Genomic DNA, 18,839 nt, shown 5'->3' on the forward strand with positions numbered 1-18,839 from the left:
GAAACTACCGGTTGAAACGCCCGGGGTTGTCTGTCAGCCTAGGTAACCATCGATCGATGTGAACGTTGACCAGGCCCCGTCCCGGCCCGGCTGGACCCACCACACCACCCACCACCAGGAGGTACCGACAGTGCGAGGACACGCGCACCCCCCGCCCCCGGGGAACACCAGGACCGACCGGGTGCCCCCCGGCCTCCGGGGCCGGCTGGCCAAGCTGGCCGCGGCCGGGATCGCCGCCGCCGTCGGGCTGTTCACCATCGCGGTGGCGACCGGCTCGGCGTCGGCCGCCGACAACCCGTACCAGCGGGGCCCGGACCCCACCCGGGCCAGCGTCGCGTCCGAGAACGGCCCCTTCGCCAACACGTCGGTCGCCGTCCCGACCGGCTACGGCTTCAACGGCGGCCGCATCTACTACCCGACCGACACCAGCCAGGGCACCTTCGGCGCCATCGCGATCTCGCCCGGTTACACCGCGCTGTTCTCGGTCGAGCTGGCCTGGATGGGGCCGTGGCTGGCCTCCCACGGCTTCGTCGTCATCGGCATCGAGACCAACAGCCGCAACGACTTCGACACGGCCCGGGGCACCCAGCTCCTCGCCGCGCTGGACTACCTGACCCAGCAGAGCCCGGTACGCGACCGCGTCGACGCCAGCCGGCTGGCCGTCGCCGGTCACTCCATGGGCGGCGGCGGGGCGCTGAGCGCGGCCATGCGGCGCTCGTCGCTGAAGGCGGCGGTCGGCATCGCGCCGTACTCGCCGTCGTCGAACCTGGCCACCGACCGGGTGCCCACGATGGTCTTCTCCGGGCAGGCGGACACGGTGGTCACCCCGTCCTACGCCACCGGCCTCTACAACAGCCTCCCGACCACGACGGAGAGCGCCTACCTGGAGGTCGCGGGCGCCGACCACGGGTTCATGGTCGGCCGGTCGAACCCGGTGCTGATCCGGACCATGCTGCCGTTCCTCAAGATCTTCATCGACAACGACGCCCGGTACAGCCAGTTCCTCTGCCCGCTGCTGGACTCCAGCGGCGTGGTCACCTACCGCAGCACGTGCCCGCTGCTGCCCACCCCGCCGACCAGCCCGACGGCGACGCCCACCACCACCCCGACCACGCCCCCGCCCACCAGCCCGCCCGGCGCCGCCAGCCAGATCGTCGGCGCGCAGTCGGGCCGGTGCGTCGACGTGCCCAACGCCTCCCGTGCCAACGGCACCCGGGTGCAGCTCTACGACTGCAACCGGCAGTCCAACCAGTCGTGGACGTACACCTCGACCAAGCAACTGCGGGTGTACGGCGACATGTGCCTGGACGCGGCGGGTTCGGGCAACGGCGCGGCGGTCCAGATCTACGGCTGCCACAGCCAGACCAACCAGCAGTGGAACGTCAACTCCAACGGCACCATCAGCAGCGTGCAGTCCGGGCGCTGCCTGGACGTCTGGAGCACGGCGAACGGGGCGCAGATCCAGCTCTACGACTGCCACGGGCAGACCAACCAGCGGTTCAGCCTCACGCCCCTCGCGTGACGATCGTCGTCGACGGGCTCCGGCCGGGCCGGGCGGCTGTCGCCGCCGGGCCCGGCCGCACCGTCTGACGCGGTGGCGATCGCCGGCCGGCCCCGCTCGTCGGACGAGCGGGGCCGGCCGGCTCACCGGTGAGCAATCAGGCTGCCGGCCCCTCGTCCCCGGGGGCCACCAGGATCGTCCGGCGACGCCGGGCGGCGAGGAACAACACGCCACCGGCCGCCAGCGCCGCGACGCCGATGCCGCCGATCAGCCCGGCCTGCGGCCCGGTGACCGGCAACCCACCGTCGCCGCCACCTTCGCCGCCGTCGCCGTCGCCGCTCTTCGCGGCCAGCACCACGGCGAACCCGTCCTCGTTGTCGCTGTCGTCCGTGTCGGCCACCCGCGCGGCGACGGCGTTCGCGGGCAGCTCGGCCCGCGCAGCCTTGGCGCGGTCGTCCGTCGAGCGCTCGGCGAGGCCCTCCACCTGCACGGTCCCACCCCGCAACGTCGCCGGGGCGGTGGCGGATGCCGCAGTCGTCACCAGGTTGAACAGCTCGACCGCCGAGTAGCTCGTGTCGTTCGGGTCGGTGTCCTCGGTGGCCGGGACGAGGGTGAGGCTGTCGTAGGTGCAGATCGCCGACCGCCCGGCGTCGGAGAGCACGCACTCGGTCGGCGGGCTAATGAAGGTCACCCCTTCCGGCAGGCGCAGGGTGACCCGCACTCCGCTGACCGCCTTCCGGCCCTGGTTGGCGACCGTGTGCCGCACCGCGCCCGGCTCACCCGGGCGCAGCGTCCCGGTGGGCTCGGGCGTGCCGTCAGCCCCGGTCCGCACCGACTGCTTCACGTCCCGGGCGACCACCGAGAGGTCGGCGGCGGACCGGTCGACCAGCTCCAGCGGGAACCACCGGGTGTTGTCGGCCGGATTCGCGTCCTCGCCCGGCCCGCTGGTGACCGAAACCTCGAACCTGCCCGCGTAGGGCTCCGTGGCCCCGGCGGCGGTGGCGTCGATGGGGACGTCGACGGTCTCGCCCGGCCCCGGGATCAGCTCCGGCGACAGCTGGCAGTAGAACCCGCCGAAGTCGCCGTCGCACTCGCCCACGCCCCCTCCCGAGTGCCAGATCAGGGTGACCGGCAGGGGGTCGGGGCCCTCCTGCGGCTGGCGGACCCTGACGACGACGTCGCCCGGGGTCTCGTCACCCAGGTTGCTGATCTTCAGGTGGGCGACCTTCCGTTCGACCCCCAGCGGGATCGTCGTCCCGGAGGCGTCGACCGCGAGGTCCGGCCCCCGCCCGGCCGCCTCGGCGGGAGCGGCGGGGACGGCCGCCCCGGCGAGGAGGAGCAACGCGGCGGCGACGGTTCGCGGCGGCCGCCGACGACCAAGGCTCATGACAGGACCCTTCGGGACGCGCGGGCAGTGGGGCTGAGAACACTATCGGCAATCGCCTCACTTTCGTCGATCGGCCGTCGCGTCCGTTCGGGCCGTCCGCGAGTCGTGCCGTCTCCGTCCCGCGTGACGCCTCGATGAGGTTGTTGCCAAGAGTTGGCAACTGCGCCATAGTGGCATCAGTGGGCGGGTGCTCCGGCGACGCGATGATCGAACCATCGCCGGAGGCCCGCCCGGTTCGTGCCACGACGAGGATCCGAGGAGCTGCCCCGCATGGTCAGGCCCCTGCCCGCGCGCGTGACGGCGACGGCCGTCGCCGCACTGCTCGCCGTCGCCGGTTGCTCGTCGGGGGCGACGTCGTCCGGCGGGACGGGCGACGCCGGCACGCTGGTGGTGGCCACCGCCGGTGAGCCGGACACCCTCAACCCGGTGCTGAACTACGGCGTCGACGGCGCGTCGTTGATCTTCGACGGGCTGGTCGCCCGGGACGCCGGCAACCGGCTGGTGCCGGCCCTGGCCCGCGAGCTGCCGACCGTGTCGGCGGACGGCCGGACCGTGACGGCCAGGCTGCGCGAGGGTGTGCTGTTCCACGACGGCACCCCGCTCACCGCCGAGGACGTCGTCTTCACCTACCGGGCGGTGCTGGACCCGAAGGTCGACTCCACCCTCCGCTCGGACCTGGACATGCTCGCCTCCGTGGCCGCACCCGACCCGGCCACCGTGGTGTTCACCCTGAAACACCCGTACGCGCCGTTCCTGCAACGGCTGGCGCTGGGCATCGTCCCGGCGAAGGCGTTCGCCGGGCAGGACGTCAACAAGGCGGAGTTCAACCGCAAGCCGGTCGGCACCGGCCCGTACCGGGTGACGTCGTGGACGCCGGGCGACCGGCTCGTGCTGGCGGCCAACGACGAACACTGGGGCGGCAGGCCGAAGAACCCGGGTGTCGTGGTGGCGTTCGTCGCCGACGACAACGTGCGCGCCCAGCGGATGCGGGCCGGGGAGTTCGACGCGGCGGAGCTGCCGCCCAGGCTCGCCACCGGCTTCGACGGGCAGGGCGGCTACCGGGTGCACCGGGTCCCGACCGCCGACTACCGGGGCGTGATGCTGCCCATGGGCGGCCCGGTCACCGGCGACCTGGCGATCCGGCGGGCCCTGACCGCGGCGGTGGACCGGCAGGCCATGGTGACCGGCGTGCTCGGCGGCGCGGGGGAGCCGGCGTTCGGGCCGGTGCCGCCCTCCTCGGAGTTCGCCGCGCCGTCGATCGCCGGCAGGCCCGCCGCCGACCCGGCCACCGCGACCGCCACCCTGGACGCCGCCGGCTGGCGGCCCGGCCCGGACGGCATCCGGGTCAGGGACGGCCGGCAGGCCGCGTTCACGCTGATGTACCCGGCCACCGACAGCCTGCGCAAGGAGCTCGCCCTCGCCGTCACCGCCGACGCGAAGAAGGTCGGCATCAGGGTCACCCCGGAGGGGCTGACCTGGGACGCGATCACCCCACGGATGAAGACCGACGCGCTGGTGATGGGCTACGGCACCCCGTACGACCCGGATTTCGTCTCCTACAAGCTGTTCGGCTCGGCCTTCGCCGGGCAGGGCTTCTTCAACCCCGGCTCCTACCGGTCCGCCGTCACCGACCGCGCGTTGCAGCAGGGCCGCGACAGCGCCGACCCGGCCGTCCGCAGGGCCGCCTACGCCACCTTCCAGCAGCAGCTCGCCGCCGACGTGCCGTGGGTGTTCCTCACCTACCTGCAGCACACCTACGTCGTGAAGGACACCGTGACGGGCGTGACGCCGCGGGTGGAGCCGCACGAGCACGACGTCGCCAACAGCCTCTGGTGGAACGTGCACACCTGGACGAAGCGGCCGTGACCGCGGCGACGGCCGGGCGTCGGCGGCTGGCCGGGGCCGGGGCGGTGGTCCGGCGGCGGCTGCTGGTCGCCGTGCCCGTGCTGGCCGCGACCAGCATGGGCATGTTCGCCCTCGGCGCGGCCTCCCCGATCGACCCCGCCCAGCAGTACGCGGGCGCGGCGGCGTTCACCACCAGCGAGGAGAACCTCGCCCAGCTCCGCGCGAACTGGGGAGTCGACGACCCGCTGCCCGTGCAGTACGCCCGCTGGATCGGCAACCTGCTGCGCGGCGACCTGGGCTGGTCGACCAGCCGCCACGAGCCGGTCACCTCCGTGCTGGCCGCCCGCGCCGGCTGGACCCTGCTGCTCGTCGGCACCGCCCTCGCCCTGGTCCTGGTGGCCAGCGTGCTGCTGGGCACCCTCGCCGCGTACCGGCGCGGCGGCTGGTTCGACCGGGCGCTGCGCGCCGCCGCGTACGCCGTGCAGTCGATGCCGGTGTTCTGGATCGGCCTCGCGGCGATCGCCGTGTTCGCCCTCGCCCTCGGCTGGCTGCCCGCCGGCGGGCTCACCGACATCACCGCCACCGGCACCGACCCCGCCGACGTGGCCCGGCACCTCGTGCTGCCCGTGACGGTGCTGGCGGTCTCCCAGGCCCCGTGGTTCGTGCTGTTCGTCCGCGACGCCGTCGCCGAGAGCCTGCGCGACGATCACGTGCTGGCCGCCCGCGCCCGTGGCCTGCCGGGCCGCACCGTCCTGTTCGGCCACGCGCTGCGCACCGCGCTGCTGCCGTTCCTCACCCTGGTCGGCACGCACCTGCCCGAGCTCGTCGGCGGCGCGGTCCTGGTGGAGACGGTGTTCTCCCTGCCCGGCCTCGGCGCGGTCACCGTCGCGGCCGCGCTGGGCGCGGACTTCCCGCTGCTGGCGGCCACCACCCTGGCCACCACCGTCGTGGTGCTGGCCGCGAACCTCGCCACCGACCTCGCCTACGCCGCCGCCGACCCCCGGGTACGCCTCGATGACTGACCACGGCTCGATGACTGACCTCGCCCCGCCGCCGGCCGCCACCCCGGCCCGCACCCGCCCGGCCCGCCGCCCGTCGGCCCGGTCCCGCCGTGGCCGCCTCGGCGCGGGCGCGGCCGTCGGCGTCCTCGCCGCCGCGGTGGCCGCGTGCCTGCTCGCGCCGCTGCTGTGGCCACTCGACCAGAGCGCGGTGGACCTCGCCCGTACCCGCCTCGCGCCCTCGCCCGACCACCTGGCCGGCACCGACGACCTCGGCCGCGACGTGGCGCTGCGCAGCCTCTACGGCCTGCGGGTGTCGCTGCTGGTCGGCGCGGTCGCCGCCCTGGTGGCCACCGTCGTCGGCGGCCTCGTCGGCGCGGTCGCCGGCACCCTCGGCGGCCGGGTCGACCGAGCCCTCATGCGCGTCGTCGACACCGTCGCCGCCCTGCCGCACCTGCTGCTGGGCATCTTCGTCGTCGCGATGCTGCGCCCCAGCCTCGGCGCCGTCGTCGCCTCGATCGGGCTGACGCACTGGCTGTCCACCGCCCGCATCGTCCGCTCCGAGCTGCTCAGCCTGCGCACCCGCCCGTTCGTCGACGCCGCCATCTCCGGCGGGGCCTCCCGCGCCCGGGTGCTCACCCGGCACCTGCTGCCGCACGTCCTGCCGCGGCTGGCCCTGGCCACCACCCTGATGGTGCCGCACGCCGTCTGGCACGAGACCGCCCTGTCCTTCCTCGGCCTCGGGCTGCCCCCGCACCTCGCCTCCATCGGCAACATGATCAACGACGGGCAGCGGTCCCTGCTCACCGGCGCCTGGTGGGCCAGCATCGTCCCCGGCCTCCTCCTCGTGGCGGTCACCCTCGCCCTCGCCGTGCTCACCGGCCGCTGGCGCGACCGCCTCGACCCCCGCGTCCGGGCGGAGCTGCACCTGTGACCGCCGCCGTCCGCACCGACACCCGCCGCGCGCCGGCCCTGCTGGGCGTCGACGGGCTCACCGTCCGCTTCCGCCTCCCGGCCGGCACCGTGCACGCCGTCACCGACCTGAGCCTCGCCCTGCACCCGGGCGAGCTGCTGGCCGTCGTCGGCGAGTCCGGCTGCGGAAAGTCCGTCCTCGCCCACGCCCTGCTCGGCCTGCTGCCGCGCAACGCCACCGTCACCGGCCGCGCCCACCTGCACCCGCCGGGCGGCCGTCCCGTCGACCTGGTCGACGCCGGTGAACGACACCTCGCCCGCCACGTGCGTGGCCGCGTCGTCGGCCTCGTCCCGCAGAGCCCCGCCACCGCGCTCACTCCGGTGCGCAGCGGCCGGCGGCTGCTGGAGGAGACGCTGCGCGCCCACGGGCATGCCCGCCGCGCCGCCCCCGCCGCCGCCGACCGGATCGCCGCCGCCGTCGGACTCGACCCCGGTGACCTGGACCGCTACCCCCACGAGCTGTCCGGCGGCACGGCCCAGCGGCTGGCCACCGCCCTGGCCCTCGCGCCCGACCCGCCGCTGCTGCTCGCCGACGAACCCACCACCGGCCTCGACCGGCCCCTGGTCGACCACACCCTCGACCTGCTGCGCCGCCGCTGCGACAGCGGCGCGGCCGTCCTGCTCATCACCCACGACCTCGCCGCCGCCCGCCGCGTCGCCGACACCGTCGCCGTCATGTACGCCAGCCGCATCGTCGAACACCGCCCCACCGCCGCCCTGTTCGACGCCCCCGCCCACCCCTACACCGCCGGGCTGCTCGACGCCCTGCCGGACCGGGCCTTCACGCCCGTGCCCGGTCATCCGCCCATGCTCACCGACCTGCCCGACGGCTGCGCCTTCGCCCCACGCTGCCCCCACGCCAGCGACGCCTGCCGCACGCCACCCCGCCTCGTGCCCGACGGCCCGGGGCGGGTCGCCTGCCACCACCGGCCCACCCCCGGAGCGCCCGGATGACCGCGACGACCGACGACACCGCGCACGGGGCCGCAGCCGGCGGGCTCGCCGCGCACCGGGTCACCGTCCGCTACGGCCGGCAGCGCGTCCTCGACCGGGTCGACCTGCACGTCGCCCCCGGCGAGACGGTCGGACTGCGCGGGCCCTCCGGCAGCGGCAAGTCCACCCTCGCCCGCGTCCTCGCCCTCCTGCACGCCCCCGACAGCGGGCACGTCGCCATCGGCGGGCGGCCCGTCGCCGGCGTCCGGCACCGGGTGCCCGCCGCCCTGCGGACCCGCGTCGCGATCCTGTTCCAGAGCCCCCGCGCCGCCACCGACCCCCGGCTGAGCCTCGCCGACCTCGTCGCCGAACCGCTCCGCGCCACCGGCGTCCGCCGCGACCAGGCGGCCGCTCGTACCGCCGAACTGGCCGACCTGGTCGGCCTCACCCCCGACCTGCTCGCCCGCCGCCCGCACGCGGTCAGCGACGGGCAACTGCAACGCGCCTGCCTCGCCCGCGCCCTCGTGCACCGGCCCGACTACCTGCTCTGCGACGAGGCCACCGCCATGCTCGACGCCTCCACCCAGGCCCACGTCGCCGCCGTCGTCGGCGACTACCAGCGCCGCACCGGCGCGGGGGTCCTGCTCATCACCCACGACCCGGCGCTGCTGCGCCGCTGGGCGACGCGGGCGGTGGACCTCCCGACGCCGTGACCGGAGCGCTACGCGGTCAACCGGGGGTCACCCCAGGCCAACTCGGGAAGACCGTTGGACCGGCCGCCCGCGACGTTGGCGCCCGCTTGCAGCGGGTTGTCGACGGTGTCGGTCCGGTAGGCCAGCAGTTTCAGCCGCACCGCGTCAGGAGGAAGGTCGATCTTCATCGACCTGGGCTTCCCGAGGGTCGCGCTGACCTTCTTCACCGGGGAGCCGTCGACGAACACCTCGAAGTATCCGACCTGGTCGGCGTCCTGGGCGTCGTCGAGGACGCCGACGGTGGCCTCGAAGGTGCGGTATCGGCCGCCGAGGTTGAACTCCACGCTGCCGCGAGGGCTGTTGCAGAACACGGAGCAGCGGTAGACGACACTGTGGCCGTAGTGCGCTCCCCGGATCTCCGCTGACCCGACATCGATGTCCGTCGCACGGTTGAGCAGGTCCAGATCAGTGGCGTACACGGCCTCCACCGTGGGGCTGGCGGACTGCCCCGGGGTGGCCTCCGGTTGGGGAGACGCCGTGGGCGGCGCAGTGCTGGTGACGCCCAGGGCTGGAGGGGTGGTGACCCCCGCCGACGGGGACGCCGGCGCGACGAGCTCAGGGCCGTTCTTTCCGGTGACGAAGCTGACGATACCCATCAGGTCGGCGATCAGCCCGATGACGGTGAGGACCGCCACCACGCCGATCATGGCGAGGACACGGTGCAACCAGGACGGTGGTCGTTCAGTCCCCGTTGGGGTGTCGCTCGGCATCGTCATCACCCTCCCGGCCAAGTGTGCCAGCGACGCCCGTAGGGTGCGGGTGAGGGCGCGCTCCGGCGGGCCGGGCCGCCGCGGAGCGCGCGCTGCCGACCTGGCGTCCGTCGGTGTGGCCATCGGGGGCCGCCCGCCGGGCGGCCGCGGAGCCGGCGGTGGGCGCGTCGGGTGCCTGACCTTGGCGGTACGGGCTGGCGGCGTTCCAGACGCCGGTGAACTGCTCGTAGAAATAGTCGAACCACTCGCCCTCGCGTCTGCGGTTCAGTCTGAACGTGGGCCGCAGTTCGTGTTGGCCGCCGAAGGAGCCGAGGCGAACGTCCATGGAGCCGTCGTCCAGTCCGGGATCGTAGGCGTAGAGGGTGTACGGGGGCAGGTAGTCGACCAGGCGCACCTCGAGGGCGTTGCCCTGATCGAGCCGCCGGTCGAGCAGGCCGAGGTTGATGGCGAGGTGTTCCTCCAGCCTCGTCAGGCCCCAAGCCGGCCCCGCGCGGAAGGCCAGCATGGACATTGCCGCTCCGCCGGGGCGGATCAGCAGCACCTTGACGCGGACGTCGCGGGCCAGCGCCTGCCCGAGATAATTGTCGAGGAAGGGGATGTGCATCGACAGGGTCGTGCCCCACAGCCACACCTCGTCCTGGGCGCCCTGGATCAGGCGGGAGATCTCGATCAGGTCGTCCTGTTCCACGAAGAACCGGTTGGCGGAGGCGGGCTGCTGCAGATCGCCGAAGCTGCGGTGCCTGGTCTGGATCGACTTCGACTTGTGGATGCGGTTGAGCGCGTCGAGCCACGCCGACACCTCCTGGTCGTCGCGGACGTCGCAGGCGACGAGGAGATTGAGCAGAAGTTGCCTGCCAGGTGGCCGGACTCCGGCGCGGGCCTCTCCGAGCGAAGCCCGGGGCATCGGGCGGTTGTGCGCGATCCCCCACGACTCCAACTCCCGAAGGGACAGATTGCCGTTGCAGGACAACAGGTTCCGGATGCACCCGGCCAGTGCCTCCGTCGTCTGCACCGACTGGAGTTCGGACGCCATGCTGCGGTCGGCCATGGTCCCTCCCCGGGAAAGCTGGATGCGACCGAGTATTGGCGACCTTCGGTGTGTCCGGCACCCGCTCGGGCGTCCGGTCGGACACATCGAGCCTTTGTCGCTCGGCTGAACCGCTGGTGTGCCACCGGACGGCGGTGGTGTCTGAGCCTCAAGGAGACTCTTGTCGGACGGGTGGTCCGAGATGCCTGCTGGTTTCATGCCCACCAACAAGTCGTTCGCGCCAGAGTCCTGTCAGCAGAAAGCGCCTGCGGAGGCCGAGAGCGGCCGCGACCGAGTGCTCCGGAACAAGGTGTTCCCGGTGGTGACCGCTGGCGCCGCGTCCGGTGTCGCGCGAGCGCTGACCTCGTGGCTTCTCGACCATGTCAGCCTCTAGCGCGGGTATCACCACGGCACATGTGCGCCAGCGGGAGCTCTCGTTCGCCGGGGCTCACGTGGCCTCGCTGGTGTTTGCACGTCGTCGGGAGCTCCGTGCAAACCCAGCGAGGTGAGCGCTCACATGGTGGACGCGGTGCGACCGAGGCGTTACAGCAGGGACGGTTCGATCAGCCCCGACTTGATCGCGGTGACCACGGCCATCGTCCGATTGGGCGAGCCGAGCTTGAGCAGCAGGCTTGCCACCAGTCGTTTCGCCCCGTGATCGGAGATGCTCAGGCGACGGGCGATCTGCTTGTTGCTGAGCCCGTCGGCGAGCAGCGCCAGGGTCTCGCTCTCCCGGCTGGTCAGCTTGGCCGGTCGGGCTGCGCGCGCGGGCAGCGGGGCCGCCGCGCGGCGGATCAGTTCGCTCGCGAGTCGGGCCGGGATCTGGCTCTTGCCGAGGGCCACCCGGCGGACCGCCTCGTCGATGCTGGTGGGAGTCAGGTCCTGGCGGGCCAGGAATCCGTGGGCCCACGGGGGCGCGTCCTTGAGCGCGGTGCGCAGGTCGGTCGCGTCGACCAGGACGAGGACCTTGGTCTGGACGCCGTCCGGTAGCTGGCAGCCGCCGTAGCCGGCCTCCGCGATGATCAGGATGTCGACCGGGGTGGCCGACATGAGCTGGCAGGCATGTTCCCAGCTCTCGCAGTAGAAATCGTCTCCGACGATGGCGAGGTCGTCCAGTATGGAGTTCAGGCCGCGGCGCACGAGCTCATTGCTGGTGCAGACGGCGACGGTGAGGCGGAGGTCGACCGGCACTTCCCGCGATCCGATCTGGGTCATCGCTTGCGAATTCCCTTCAGGCCGCGGTTCGGCCGGAGTCGGTTGCCGACCGGGTGCGCAGAGAACAGCGGGAGCGGCAGCGCGGTTACCAGACCGCATTCGGCGTTGCCGAACCCTGATCGGTATCCCGAGTCTTCGCTGCTGAGCCTTCCGAAGGAAGGCAGACTTCCGAAATCCACTATGGATCCCCCTTCGTCACCAGCCGACCACGGTTATCCCCGCTGTGGCGTGCGGCGGTCGGCGAGCTTCTGTCCTATATAGACAACCCCCCTTGGAGCCGTTGGTCAACAGTTGGCTCATGTGAAACGGCTGAGTGGCCGTATCGATCTTGACAACGTGGGATATTAATTGACTGTTGTCACTGTTTTGGGTAACGTTTCGGGTTTCGAGCGTGATGAGGACTCTGGTGGGCTGACCGGGCGCGTCCGTGGTGTCCCCTGCGGGGAGTTTCGAGGCGTTCAGACTGGTTGGCGCAGTGCCTTATCCAGGTCGGCCGACGGTCGGGATCCATGATCGTCCGGGCGGTGCCGCGCAGGGGGTGCCGCGGCGCACGGTCCGAGGACGGGCGCGGTGGCGTGGCGGCGGCAAGGGTCCGGTTCACGACCGCGTCCGAGGCCGCCGCGGCGCGGGTTGCCACACGCGTCTCAGGCGCGGCGACGGGGCGGCCGCCCGCGCCTGTCGGTGGTGCGGTGCGGCTCCCGCGCGGTCAGCCGACGCCGAGCCCGTGCCGGTCCGGCGCGTCGCCCTGGCCGGCCCAGCGGTCGGCGACCGCGACCAGTCGATCGAGGTGGCCCAGCGGGTCGGGGTCGGCCAGCAGCCGGTCGGTCCGGGTCGGGCACGGGCAGTCGTCCCACGCCATCGCCGGGGCCAGCGCGTCGGCCCGGGGGTGCAACCGGAACGCCGACAGCGACTCGACCAGCACCGGACGGCACAGCTCGCAGCTGTCCGGCCGGGACTGCACGACGTCGTCCAGCTGCGGGTTGAACCAGGAGATGTCGAGGTCGCCGTAGCCGTCGGGGCCGATGGCGTCGTCGGCGCACGCGGCGAGCAGCCGGACCAGCATCCACAGCGTCGGCGGTTCCCACAGCCCCTGGTCGTGCGCCCAACCCAGCAGCGTGCCGGCCTTCGCGCTCAGCGGGAAGACCATCTGGGTGCGGTACCCGGCCGCCCGCGCACCGCGTACCCCGGCCAGCGTGTCCAGGTAGGCTTCCCGGGGCGACAGGCCCAGACCGCCGAGGGTGATGTTGGCGATCGGGTCGAATCCCAGGTCGAGCAGTGTGCGCGCGGTGTCCAGGTAGGCCTGCTGGCGGGTCGGCTTGAGGTGGCACATCGAGCGCACCTGCGGATCCCACGACTCGACGCCGATCTGGCACACCAGCCGCGTGCCGGGGGCGAAGTGCCGCCGCAGCCGGTCGAGCTTGTCGCGGTCGCAGACCTCGGGGCGGCTCTCGAACGCGAACGTGGCCGGGCGTCGCGCGGCCGCTGCGTGTAGCAGCCGGTCGCGCATCTCCGCAGGCACCTCCCGGTCGTCGAGCAGGCTCCCGGACGGCGAAAGATACAGGCAGGCGCCCTCGGGAACGGTGGCCAGTTTGCGCTCGACCGAATGGGCGACGACCTCCGGGCGGATTTCGGGGCCGATGCCGTAGTTGCACATGCTGCACTGGCCGGCCCGGTCGTACGTGCAGCCTCGGGTGCGGAACCAGAACTGATACATCTGGTATTCGATCCGGGGGGCGCCGAAGGTCACCGGATAGGTGCGCAGGAATACATTGTTGTATTCGGGGTAGAGCGGGCGTCCAGCGCGAATGGCAATGTTCGCGCGGACCAGCGCGTGTCGAAGGCGACGTTTCTCCGAATCATTCACAGAAATTGCTCCCGCGTCCGGTTGGTGGTTGTGCGCCGACCGCCCGGATACGAGGAATCGGTATCGCCTTTAGGCACCCGTGGCCGGTGAGGACGCCCTTTCGGGCATCCTGGGCAAGCCTCGAACCAATTGGCTCGACTCTTCCCCGGCCATGCTACGCAGCGCTGGCGACACCACCCCCGGTCGTGCGGGGCACACATTCGGGCGATGGTCCGGCGCGACCGGCGGCCATACCCGATCAGCCGGGTTCGGAAGCGCGCGCTTCCCGTCCTTACCCCGGATCACACCGGGTGCCTATGTTGATCGGCGTCATCCGGCAGCTTGCACGCAGACGGGACGGGACACGTGGCGGAGACTCCACCAGATTTCCTCGGACGGATTCGGTCCGCGCTCGGTGCGCCGGGGCCACTGGTGCTGCTCGGCAACTTCGAGGTCGAGGACCAGTGGGCCCGGGAACAGCCGGGCCTGCCGCGGCTGTCCTCGGCGGGCAGCCGCGCCGTGGTGAACCGGATGGACGAGTTCGCGCTGCTGCTCGGCGACGCGGGCGACACCGTGGTCGTCAAGGCGGCCCCGGATCCGGACTACCTGGCCTACCTGCACGAGCTCGAACTCCCGGTGCCGCGGGTGCTGGCCTGCGGCTCCCAGGATGCCCAGCAGACCGTCACCGAGGACGTGCTGGCCGACTCCCGGCTGGTCGACGAGCTGCGCCGGCTCGCCGCCGGTGGCGCGCGGCTGTGGCCGCACGGCGTCTCCGCGGTGGAGGAGAAGCTGGCCGAGGCCGCCGGCCTGCCCCTGGGGGCGCCGGACGCCCGGCTGTGCATCCGGGTGAACAGCAAGATCTACAGCCGGCGCGTCGGCGACGAGCTGGGCCTGCGCCAGCCGACGGGCTGGGCCTGTGAAACGCTCGACGAGCTGGAGAAGGTCGCCGGTCCGGTCGCCGAGATGCTCGCCGCCGGCCACCGGTTCGCCGTGAAGGACGCCCTCGGGGTGTCCGGGCGGGGCATCACCCTGGTGGACGACGTCCGTCGGTTCGAGCGGCTGTGCCGGATGATCCTGGCCCGGGAACGACGGGCCGGTTGCAGCCGGGCCGACGTCGTCGTCGAGGAGTGGGTGGCCAAGGAGACCGACCTCAACTACCAGGTGACGGTCGGCCGCGACGGCGCCGTCCACCTCGACTTCGTCAAGGAGGCGATCACCGAGGGCGGGATCCACAAGGGCCACCGCATCCCGGCCCGGTTGTCCCGGGCGCAGGCCGCCGAGCTGGCCGAGGTCGCCGCCGCGGTCGGCGCGCGGCTGCACCGCGACGGATACTTCGGCGTGGCCGGGATCGACGCCATGATCGATCCCGACGGCCGGCTCTACCCGTTGGTGGAGATCAACGCCCGGAACAACATGTCGACCTACCAGGTGGGCATCCAGGAGCGGCTGATCCCGCCGGACGCGATCGCGCTGGCCCGGCACTATCCGCTGCGGCTGCGCCAGCCGGTGGCCTTCCACCGGCTGCGGTCGGTGCTGGGCGAACTACAGTTCGAGCGCCGCAGCGGCGTCGGCTTCCTGGTGAACAACTTCGCCACCGTGAACGCGGCCGCCCCGGCACCCGGCGACGGCCGCGACGCCGCGGCGCACCCGACGTTCGACGGCCGGCTCTACGGCATGGTCATCGGCCGCTCGGCCGACGAGGTCGCCGACCTGGACCGGCGGGTGGGCGAGCGCGTCGCCGAGCTGGTCGGCGGTGCGGCATGACCGACACCATCGGCGGCCTGGCCGTCACCGACCTGGCCCGCGAGTTCGGCACGCCGCTGTACGTCTACGACGCCGACGTGCTGCGCGAGCGCTACCGGCAACTGCGCGAGGTGCTGCACCCCGAGGTGGGGATCCTGTTCTCCCTGAAGGCGAACCCGAACGTGTCGATCTGCGCGGTGCTGCGGTCGCTCGGGGCCGGAGCCGAGGTGTCGTCACTGGCCGAGCTGCTGATCGCCGGGCGGGCCGGGGTCGCTGCGGAGGACACCATCTTCCTGGGACCGGGCAAGTCCGCCCAGGAGATCGACGCCTGCCTGGCCACCGGGGTGCACGCCATCGTCTGCGAGTCGTGGGGCGAGCTGGCCGAGATCGACGCGCTCGCGGCCCGACGCGACACCGTCGCCCGGGTCGTGCTGCGGATCAACCCGTCCTTCACCGTCAAGGGTTCGCGGCTCACGATGAGCGGCAAGCCACGCCAGTTCGGCATCGACGAGGAACAGGCGCTGGAGGCTGCGCCCCGGGTGGCCGGGCTGCGGAACGTCCGACTGATCGGCGTGCACGTCTACATGGGGACCCGCATCCTGGCCGAGGAGGTGGCCGCCGAGAACACCACCCGCATCCTCGACCTGGCCGAACGGGTCGCCGAGCGGCTGGGCTTCGAGCTGGAGACGGTGGACGTGGGCGGCGGTCTCGGGGTCGCCTACTTCGACGGCGAACGCGACCTGGACCTGCGCCGGCTCGCCGACCTGGTCAACCCCGCGTTCGCGGCCTTCCGGGCCCGGCACCCGCGGACCCGGCTGTTCACCGAGCTCGGCCGCTTCCTCACCGCCGAGTCGGGCACCTATGTGGTGCGCGTCCGCCAGGTCAAGGAGTCCATGGGCGAGTGGTTCGCGGTGACCGACGGCGGGACCCACCACCACATGGCGGCGGTCGGCGTCGGCTCGTTCGTCAAGCGGGACTTCCCGATCCGGCTGCTCGGCCGGGAGGCGACCGAACCGGCCCCGAACTGGCGGGTCACCGGCTTGTTGTGCACCCCGAACGACACCCTGTCCACGCACACCCCGCTGCCGCCGCTGCGCCCCGGCGACCTGCTCGGGGTGCTGCGCTCGGGCGCCTACGGGCCCAGTGCCTCACCGGTGCTGTTCCTCAGCCACGGCCATCCGGCCGAGGTGCTGGTCGACGCCGGTCGGCCGTACCTGATCAGGGATCGGGACCGGCCCGCCGACATCGTCGACCGCCAGCGCCTGTACGAGCGGGCACCCGAGGTGCCCTCCGCCTCCATCCCCTGAACCCTCCTTCCGGAAAGGCACAGGCATGACGAACACCGAAGCCGCCCTGACGCAGGCGCACAGCCGTGTGGTCGACACGCTCGCGGAGATGATCCGGCGCGACGTCGGCGCGCTGAGCGCCGACAAGCGCATCGTCGACGACCTCGGTCTGGACTCGACGAGCATCCTCGAGCTGCTGATGAAGCTGGAGGACGAGTTCGGGGTCGAGTTCGACCCGGACACCTTCGAGCCCCGTCACTTCGAGACGATCGGGACGCTCACCGAGTACGTGGCCGGTCAGGCCGAGGAGCAGGAGTAGCATGGCCGACCGCAGCGGCTCGGTCGCGGCCGACCGGTCCGGGACCCGACGCGCCATCGCCGGGCTGGCGCTGCCGATGACGATCGCCGACGTCGTGCTCTTCGTCGAGATCATCGGCGTGGTGGCGCTCCTCGGCCGGGTCAGCAACGAGGCGCTCTACATCCGGTCGTTGACGATGCCGATCCTGCTGCTGTTCGTCGCCATGAGCACGGCGTTCGCCATCACGTACCAGGTCATGGCGTCGATCAGCAGGGGCCGCGAACGACCGGAGGACCTGGTGCCGACCGCGGTGGCGCTGTTGCGGGTGTTCGTGGTCACCGGGGTCGTGCTGTGCCTGGTGCTCTACCTCGGTGGCCCCGCGCTGGGCGCGCTGCTGGACGTGCCGGCGGCCGAGCGGGCCGAGTTCGTCCGGTTCCTGCGCTGGACGTCACTGGCCAGCCTGACCGTGGTGCTGCCGGCGCTGTGCTCGGCGGCGCTGCGCGGCTTCGGGCACGCCCGGGCGGCCGCGGTGGTCACCCTCACCAGCGCGGCGGTCGAGTTCGCGCTCGTCGGCCTGCTCGGCTTCGGCGCCGGGCTGGGGCTGTTCAGCGTGCCGATCGCGACCGCGGTGGCGAGCGCGGCCGCGGCGGTCCCCGGCATGTGGTTCATGCGTCGCCACCGGCTGTGGGGTCGCCTCACCGGAGTGCCGGTGCGCGGCGAGGTCGCCGGCTTCCTGCGGGGCGTCGGGCTGCCGGTCGCCCTGTCCTACGTGCTGATCTCGCTGTTCAACGTGGGCATGCTGTGGGTGCTGACGCCCTTCGGCCCGGACACGATCTCGGGCTACGCCGCGGCGTCCACACTCCAGGCGCTGATCATCATCCCGGGCATCCAGCTCGGCGGGGCGACCGCGATCGTGATCAACCAACGGCGCGGTGCGGGCTCGGTGGACGGGGCGGGGGAGATCCTGCGCGCCGGCCTGGAGCTTACCTTCGTCTTCTACGCGGTGGTGGCGGCGGTCATCTGGCTGCTGCGCGACACGGTCGGGCGGATCGTCTCCGACGACCCGCGGGTGGTCGCCGCGGTCGGGCTCTACATCGGCGTGGTCGCCCTGACCTACCTGGCGCAGGGCCCGGTGCTGGCCTCGCTGACCTTCCTGGAGCACATCGGCAACGGCACGCTCGCCCTGCTGCTCAACGTCGTCTACTTCGCCGAGATCGTCGTCGTCGGCGGGGTGCTGGCGCGGGCCCTCGACGACCCGACGGCGCTCTACGCGACCGCCGCCGTGGGCAACGTGGTCGGCCTGGTCGTGGTGGTGATCGCCGTACGACGGGTGCGCCGGATGCGCCCGGTGGCCATGGTCGAGGCCCCGCTCGCCGGCGGTACGCGATGACGTCGCTGGTCGCGGTGGCGAGCCACATCCCGGAGGCGACGGTGCCGGTGGCCGCGTTCCTGCGCGAGCACGGCATCCCCGAGCCGCGGGTACGGATGTACGAGCGGTTCTTCGGGTTCGACCGGATCCCGCTCGACCCGGCGGCCGGTCCGGCCGACCTGCTGGTCGCGGCGGCGAACGGGCTGCCCGACTTCGCCGCGTACCGGCCGCGGATCCGCTACGTGATCCAGGCGCGAACCATGCCGGTGGTCGCCCCGCACCCGGTCAACCCGCTCGCCGAGGCGTGCCGGCGGCTGGGGCTGGAGGGCGCCACCGCGATCTGCCTCACCCAGCACGCCTGCGCCTCCGGACTGCTGGCCGTCGAGGTGGCCGGCGAGCTGCTGGCCGCCGACCCCGATCCGCAGGCGCTGGCCCTGCTGGTGGCCGGGGAGAAGGCGTTCACCACGGCGGGCAAGGTGTTGGCCGACACCGGCGTCATGGGCGAGGGCGCCGCCGCCGTCCTGGTCGCCGCCGGTGGTGACCGGGACCGGATGCTGGCCTACGCGACCCGCACCTGCGGGAAGTTCCACCGCGGCGCCTGGCTCGACGAGGAACTGACCGCGGCCTTCCACGACGAGTACCCGGCGCTGCTTGCCGAGGTGATCGACGCCGCGGTGCGCAGCGCCGGGCTCGACCTCGACGACATCGCGCTGATCCTGCCGCACAACGTCAACCGGATGTCGTGGCTGCGGGTGCTGCGGCTGCTCGGCGTGCGCGGCGCCGATCGGCTGTTCATGGACAACCTGGCCGGCTGCGGGCACTGCTTCGGGGCCGACAGCTTCATCAACTACCGGACCGCGGTCGACGCCGGACGGCTGCGGCCCGGCGACCGCTACCTGATGACCTCGGTGGGGCTGGGAGCGACCTTCTCGGCCATGGTCCTCGAGCACTGAGCCCGGT

At 72.8% G+C, this 18,839-nt stretch carries 16 protein-coding genes; 11 read left to right on the forward strand and 5 right to left on the reverse strand.

The annotated features are described in order from the left end of the window. Positions 1-181: 181 nt before the first annotated feature. Positions 182-1,522, forward strand: a complete 1,341-nt coding sequence (locus O7633_RS22420) for a ricin-type beta-trefoil lectin domain protein (protein WP_278131424.1) — start codon at positions 182-184, stop codon at positions 1,520-1,522. 136 nt (positions 1,523-1,658) lie between these two features. On the opposite strand, the gene O7633_RS22425 is transcribed toward O7633_RS22420, so the two are convergent. Continuing rightward, a complete protein-coding gene (locus tag O7633_RS22425) occupies positions 1,659-2,888 on the reverse strand; it encodes a hypothetical protein (RefSeq protein WP_282323815.1) in 1,230 nt (409 codons plus the stop codon). A gap of 270 nt (positions 2,889-3,158) precedes the next feature. On the opposite strand from O7633_RS22425, the gene O7633_RS22430 reads away from it, so the two are divergent. From O7633_RS22430 to O7633_RS22450, 5 genes are read left to right on the forward strand one after another with little or no spacing between them, the layout of a single operon-like run. Further along, positions 3,159-4,754 (forward strand): ABC transporter substrate-binding protein, encoded by a 1,596-nt coding sequence (locus O7633_RS22430; protein ID WP_282323816.1) that lies wholly within the window; start codon positions 3,159-3,161, stop codon positions 4,752-4,754. Then, positions 4,751-5,755, forward strand: coding sequence for an ABC transporter permease (locus O7633_RS22435; RefSeq protein WP_278131429.1), 1,005 nt, complete (start codon positions 4,751-4,753; stop codon positions 5,753-5,755). The genes O7633_RS22430 and O7633_RS22435 overlap by 4 nt, the downstream gene beginning before the upstream one ends. Before the next feature lie 10 nt (positions 5,756-5,765). Continuing rightward, a complete protein-coding gene (locus O7633_RS22440; protein WP_278131431.1) occupies positions 5,766-6,665 on the forward strand; it encodes an ABC transporter permease in 900 nt (299 codons plus the stop codon). After that, positions 6,662-7,657 carry an ABC transporter ATP-binding protein gene (locus O7633_RS22445; protein WP_278131433.1) on the forward strand — a complete coding sequence of 332 codons (996 nt, stop codon included), beginning with the start codon at positions 6,662-6,664 and terminating at the stop codon, positions 7,655-7,657. The genes O7633_RS22440 and O7633_RS22445 overlap by 4 nt, the downstream gene beginning before the upstream one ends. After that, positions 7,654-8,349, forward strand: a complete 696-nt coding sequence (locus O7633_RS22450; protein WP_278131435.1) for a dipeptide/oligopeptide/nickel ABC transporter ATP-binding protein — start codon at positions 7,654-7,656, stop codon at positions 8,347-8,349. The genes O7633_RS22445 and O7633_RS22450 overlap by 4 nt, the downstream gene beginning before the upstream one ends. Before the next feature lie 8 nt (positions 8,350-8,357). Here O7633_RS22450 and O7633_RS22455 read toward each other — a convergent pair whose 3' ends face one another. The 4 genes from O7633_RS22455 to O7633_RS22470 all read right to left on the reverse strand — a co-directional run bounded on the left by O7633_RS22455 (position 8,358) and on the right by O7633_RS22470 (position 13,054). Further along, positions 8,358-9,035: an NPCBM/NEW2 domain-containing protein gene (locus O7633_RS22455; RefSeq protein WP_282323817.1), complete on the reverse strand. Its 678-nt coding sequence runs from the start codon at positions 9,033-9,035 to the stop codon at positions 8,358-8,360. Between the two features lie 34 nt (positions 9,036-9,069). Further along, on the reverse strand, positions 9,070-10,146 hold the full coding sequence (locus O7633_RS22460; protein WP_282323818.1) for a hypothetical protein: 1,077 nt from the start codon (positions 10,144-10,146) through the stop codon (positions 9,070-9,072). 522 nt (positions 10,147-10,668) lie between these two features. Then, positions 10,669-11,340 (reverse strand): response regulator transcription factor, encoded by a 672-nt coding sequence (locus tag O7633_RS22465; protein WP_278131441.1) that lies wholly within the window; start codon positions 11,338-11,340, stop codon positions 10,669-10,671. Between the two features lie 706 nt (positions 11,341-12,046). Next, the gene (locus O7633_RS22470; RefSeq protein ID WP_282323819.1) at positions 12,047-13,054 is read right to left on the reverse strand and encodes a hypothetical protein; all 1,008 of its coding nucleotides are present in this window, start codon (positions 13,052-13,054) and stop codon (positions 12,047-12,049) included. A gap of 561 nt (positions 13,055-13,615) precedes the next feature. Here O7633_RS22470 and O7633_RS22475 point away from each other — a divergent pair. The 5 genes from O7633_RS22475 to O7633_RS22495 are packed head-to-tail and all read left to right on the forward strand — an operon-like array spanning position 13,616 to position 18,832. Next, positions 13,616-14,947 (forward strand): ATP-grasp domain-containing protein, encoded by a 1,332-nt coding sequence (locus O7633_RS22475; protein WP_282323820.1) that lies wholly within the window; start codon positions 13,616-13,618, stop codon positions 14,945-14,947. Next, positions 14,944-16,233, forward strand: a complete 1,290-nt coding sequence (locus tag O7633_RS22480; RefSeq protein WP_282323821.1) for a type III PLP-dependent enzyme — start codon at positions 14,944-14,946, stop codon at positions 16,231-16,233. The genes O7633_RS22475 and O7633_RS22480 overlap by 4 nt, the downstream gene beginning before the upstream one ends. Before the next feature lie 25 nt (positions 16,234-16,258). Next, positions 16,259-16,531: an acyl carrier protein gene (locus tag O7633_RS22485; protein WP_074475152.1), complete on the forward strand. Its 273-nt coding sequence runs from the start codon at positions 16,259-16,261 to the stop codon at positions 16,529-16,531. A 1-nt stretch (position 16,532) separates the two neighbouring features. Beyond that, the gene (locus tag O7633_RS22490; RefSeq protein ID WP_278131450.1) at positions 16,533-17,900 is read left to right on the forward strand and encodes an MATE family efflux transporter; all 1,368 of its coding nucleotides are present in this window, start codon (positions 16,533-16,535) and stop codon (positions 17,898-17,900) included. Next, complete coding sequence (locus O7633_RS22495; RefSeq protein ID WP_074475150.1) at positions 17,897-18,832, forward strand: 3-oxoacyl-[acyl-carrier-protein] synthase III C-terminal domain-containing protein; 936 nt, start codon at positions 17,897-17,899, stop codon at positions 18,830-18,832. The genes O7633_RS22490 and O7633_RS22495 overlap by 4 nt, the downstream gene beginning before the upstream one ends. The last annotated feature ends 7 nt before the right edge of the window (positions 18,833-18,839 follow it).

Origin of the sequence: Micromonospora sp. WMMD712 (genome assembly GCF_029581295.1) — a bacterium.
Lineage (GTDB): Bacteria > Actinomycetota > Actinomycetes > Mycobacteriales > Micromonosporaceae > Micromonospora > Micromonospora carbonacea.

Bases quoted from the DNA above. Each gene is read 5' to 3' on its own strand.
- O7633_RS22465 (WP_278131441.1), bottom strand. From the start codon at position 11,340: ATGACCCAGATCGGATCGCGGGAAGTGCCGGTCGACCTCCGCCTCACC.
- O7633_RS22450 (WP_278131435.1), top strand. From the start codon at position 7,654: ATGACCGCGACGACCGACGACACCGCGCACGGGGCCGCAGCCGGCGGG.
- O7633_RS22480 (WP_282323821.1), top strand. From the start codon at position 14,944: ATGACCGACACCATCGGCGGCCTGGCCGTCACCGACCTGGCCCGCGAG.
- O7633_RS22485 (WP_074475152.1), top strand. From the start codon at position 16,259: ATGACGAACACCGAAGCCGCCCTGACGCAGGCGCACAGCCGTGTGGTC.
- O7633_RS22495 (WP_074475150.1), top strand. From the start codon at position 17,897: ATGACGTCGCTGGTCGCGGTGGCGAGCCACATCCCGGAGGCGACGGTG.
- O7633_RS22425 (WP_282323815.1), bottom strand. From the start codon at position 2,888: ATGAGCCTTGGTCGTCGGCGGCCGCCGCGAACCGTCGCCGCCGCGTTG.
- O7633_RS22490 (WP_278131450.1), top strand. From the start codon at position 16,533: ATGGCCGACCGCAGCGGCTCGGTCGCGGCCGACCGGTCCGGGACCCGA.
- O7633_RS22455 (WP_282323817.1), bottom strand. From the start codon at position 9,035: ATGATCGGCGTGGTGGCGGTCCTCACCGTCATCGGGCTGATCGCCGAC.
- O7633_RS22430 (WP_282323816.1), top strand. From the start codon at position 3,159: ATGGTCAGGCCCCTGCCCGCGCGCGTGACGGCGACGGCCGTCGCCGCA.
- O7633_RS22460 (WP_282323818.1), bottom strand. From the start codon at position 10,146: ATGGCCGACCGCAGCATGGCGTCCGAACTCCAGTCGGTGCAGACGACG.
- O7633_RS22470 (WP_282323819.1), bottom strand. From the start codon at position 13,054: ATGTATCAGTTCTGGTTCCGCACCCGAGGCTGCACGTACGACCGGGCC.
- O7633_RS22440 (WP_278131431.1), top strand. From the start codon at position 5,766: ATGACTGACCTCGCCCCGCCGCCGGCCGCCACCCCGGCCCGCACCCGC.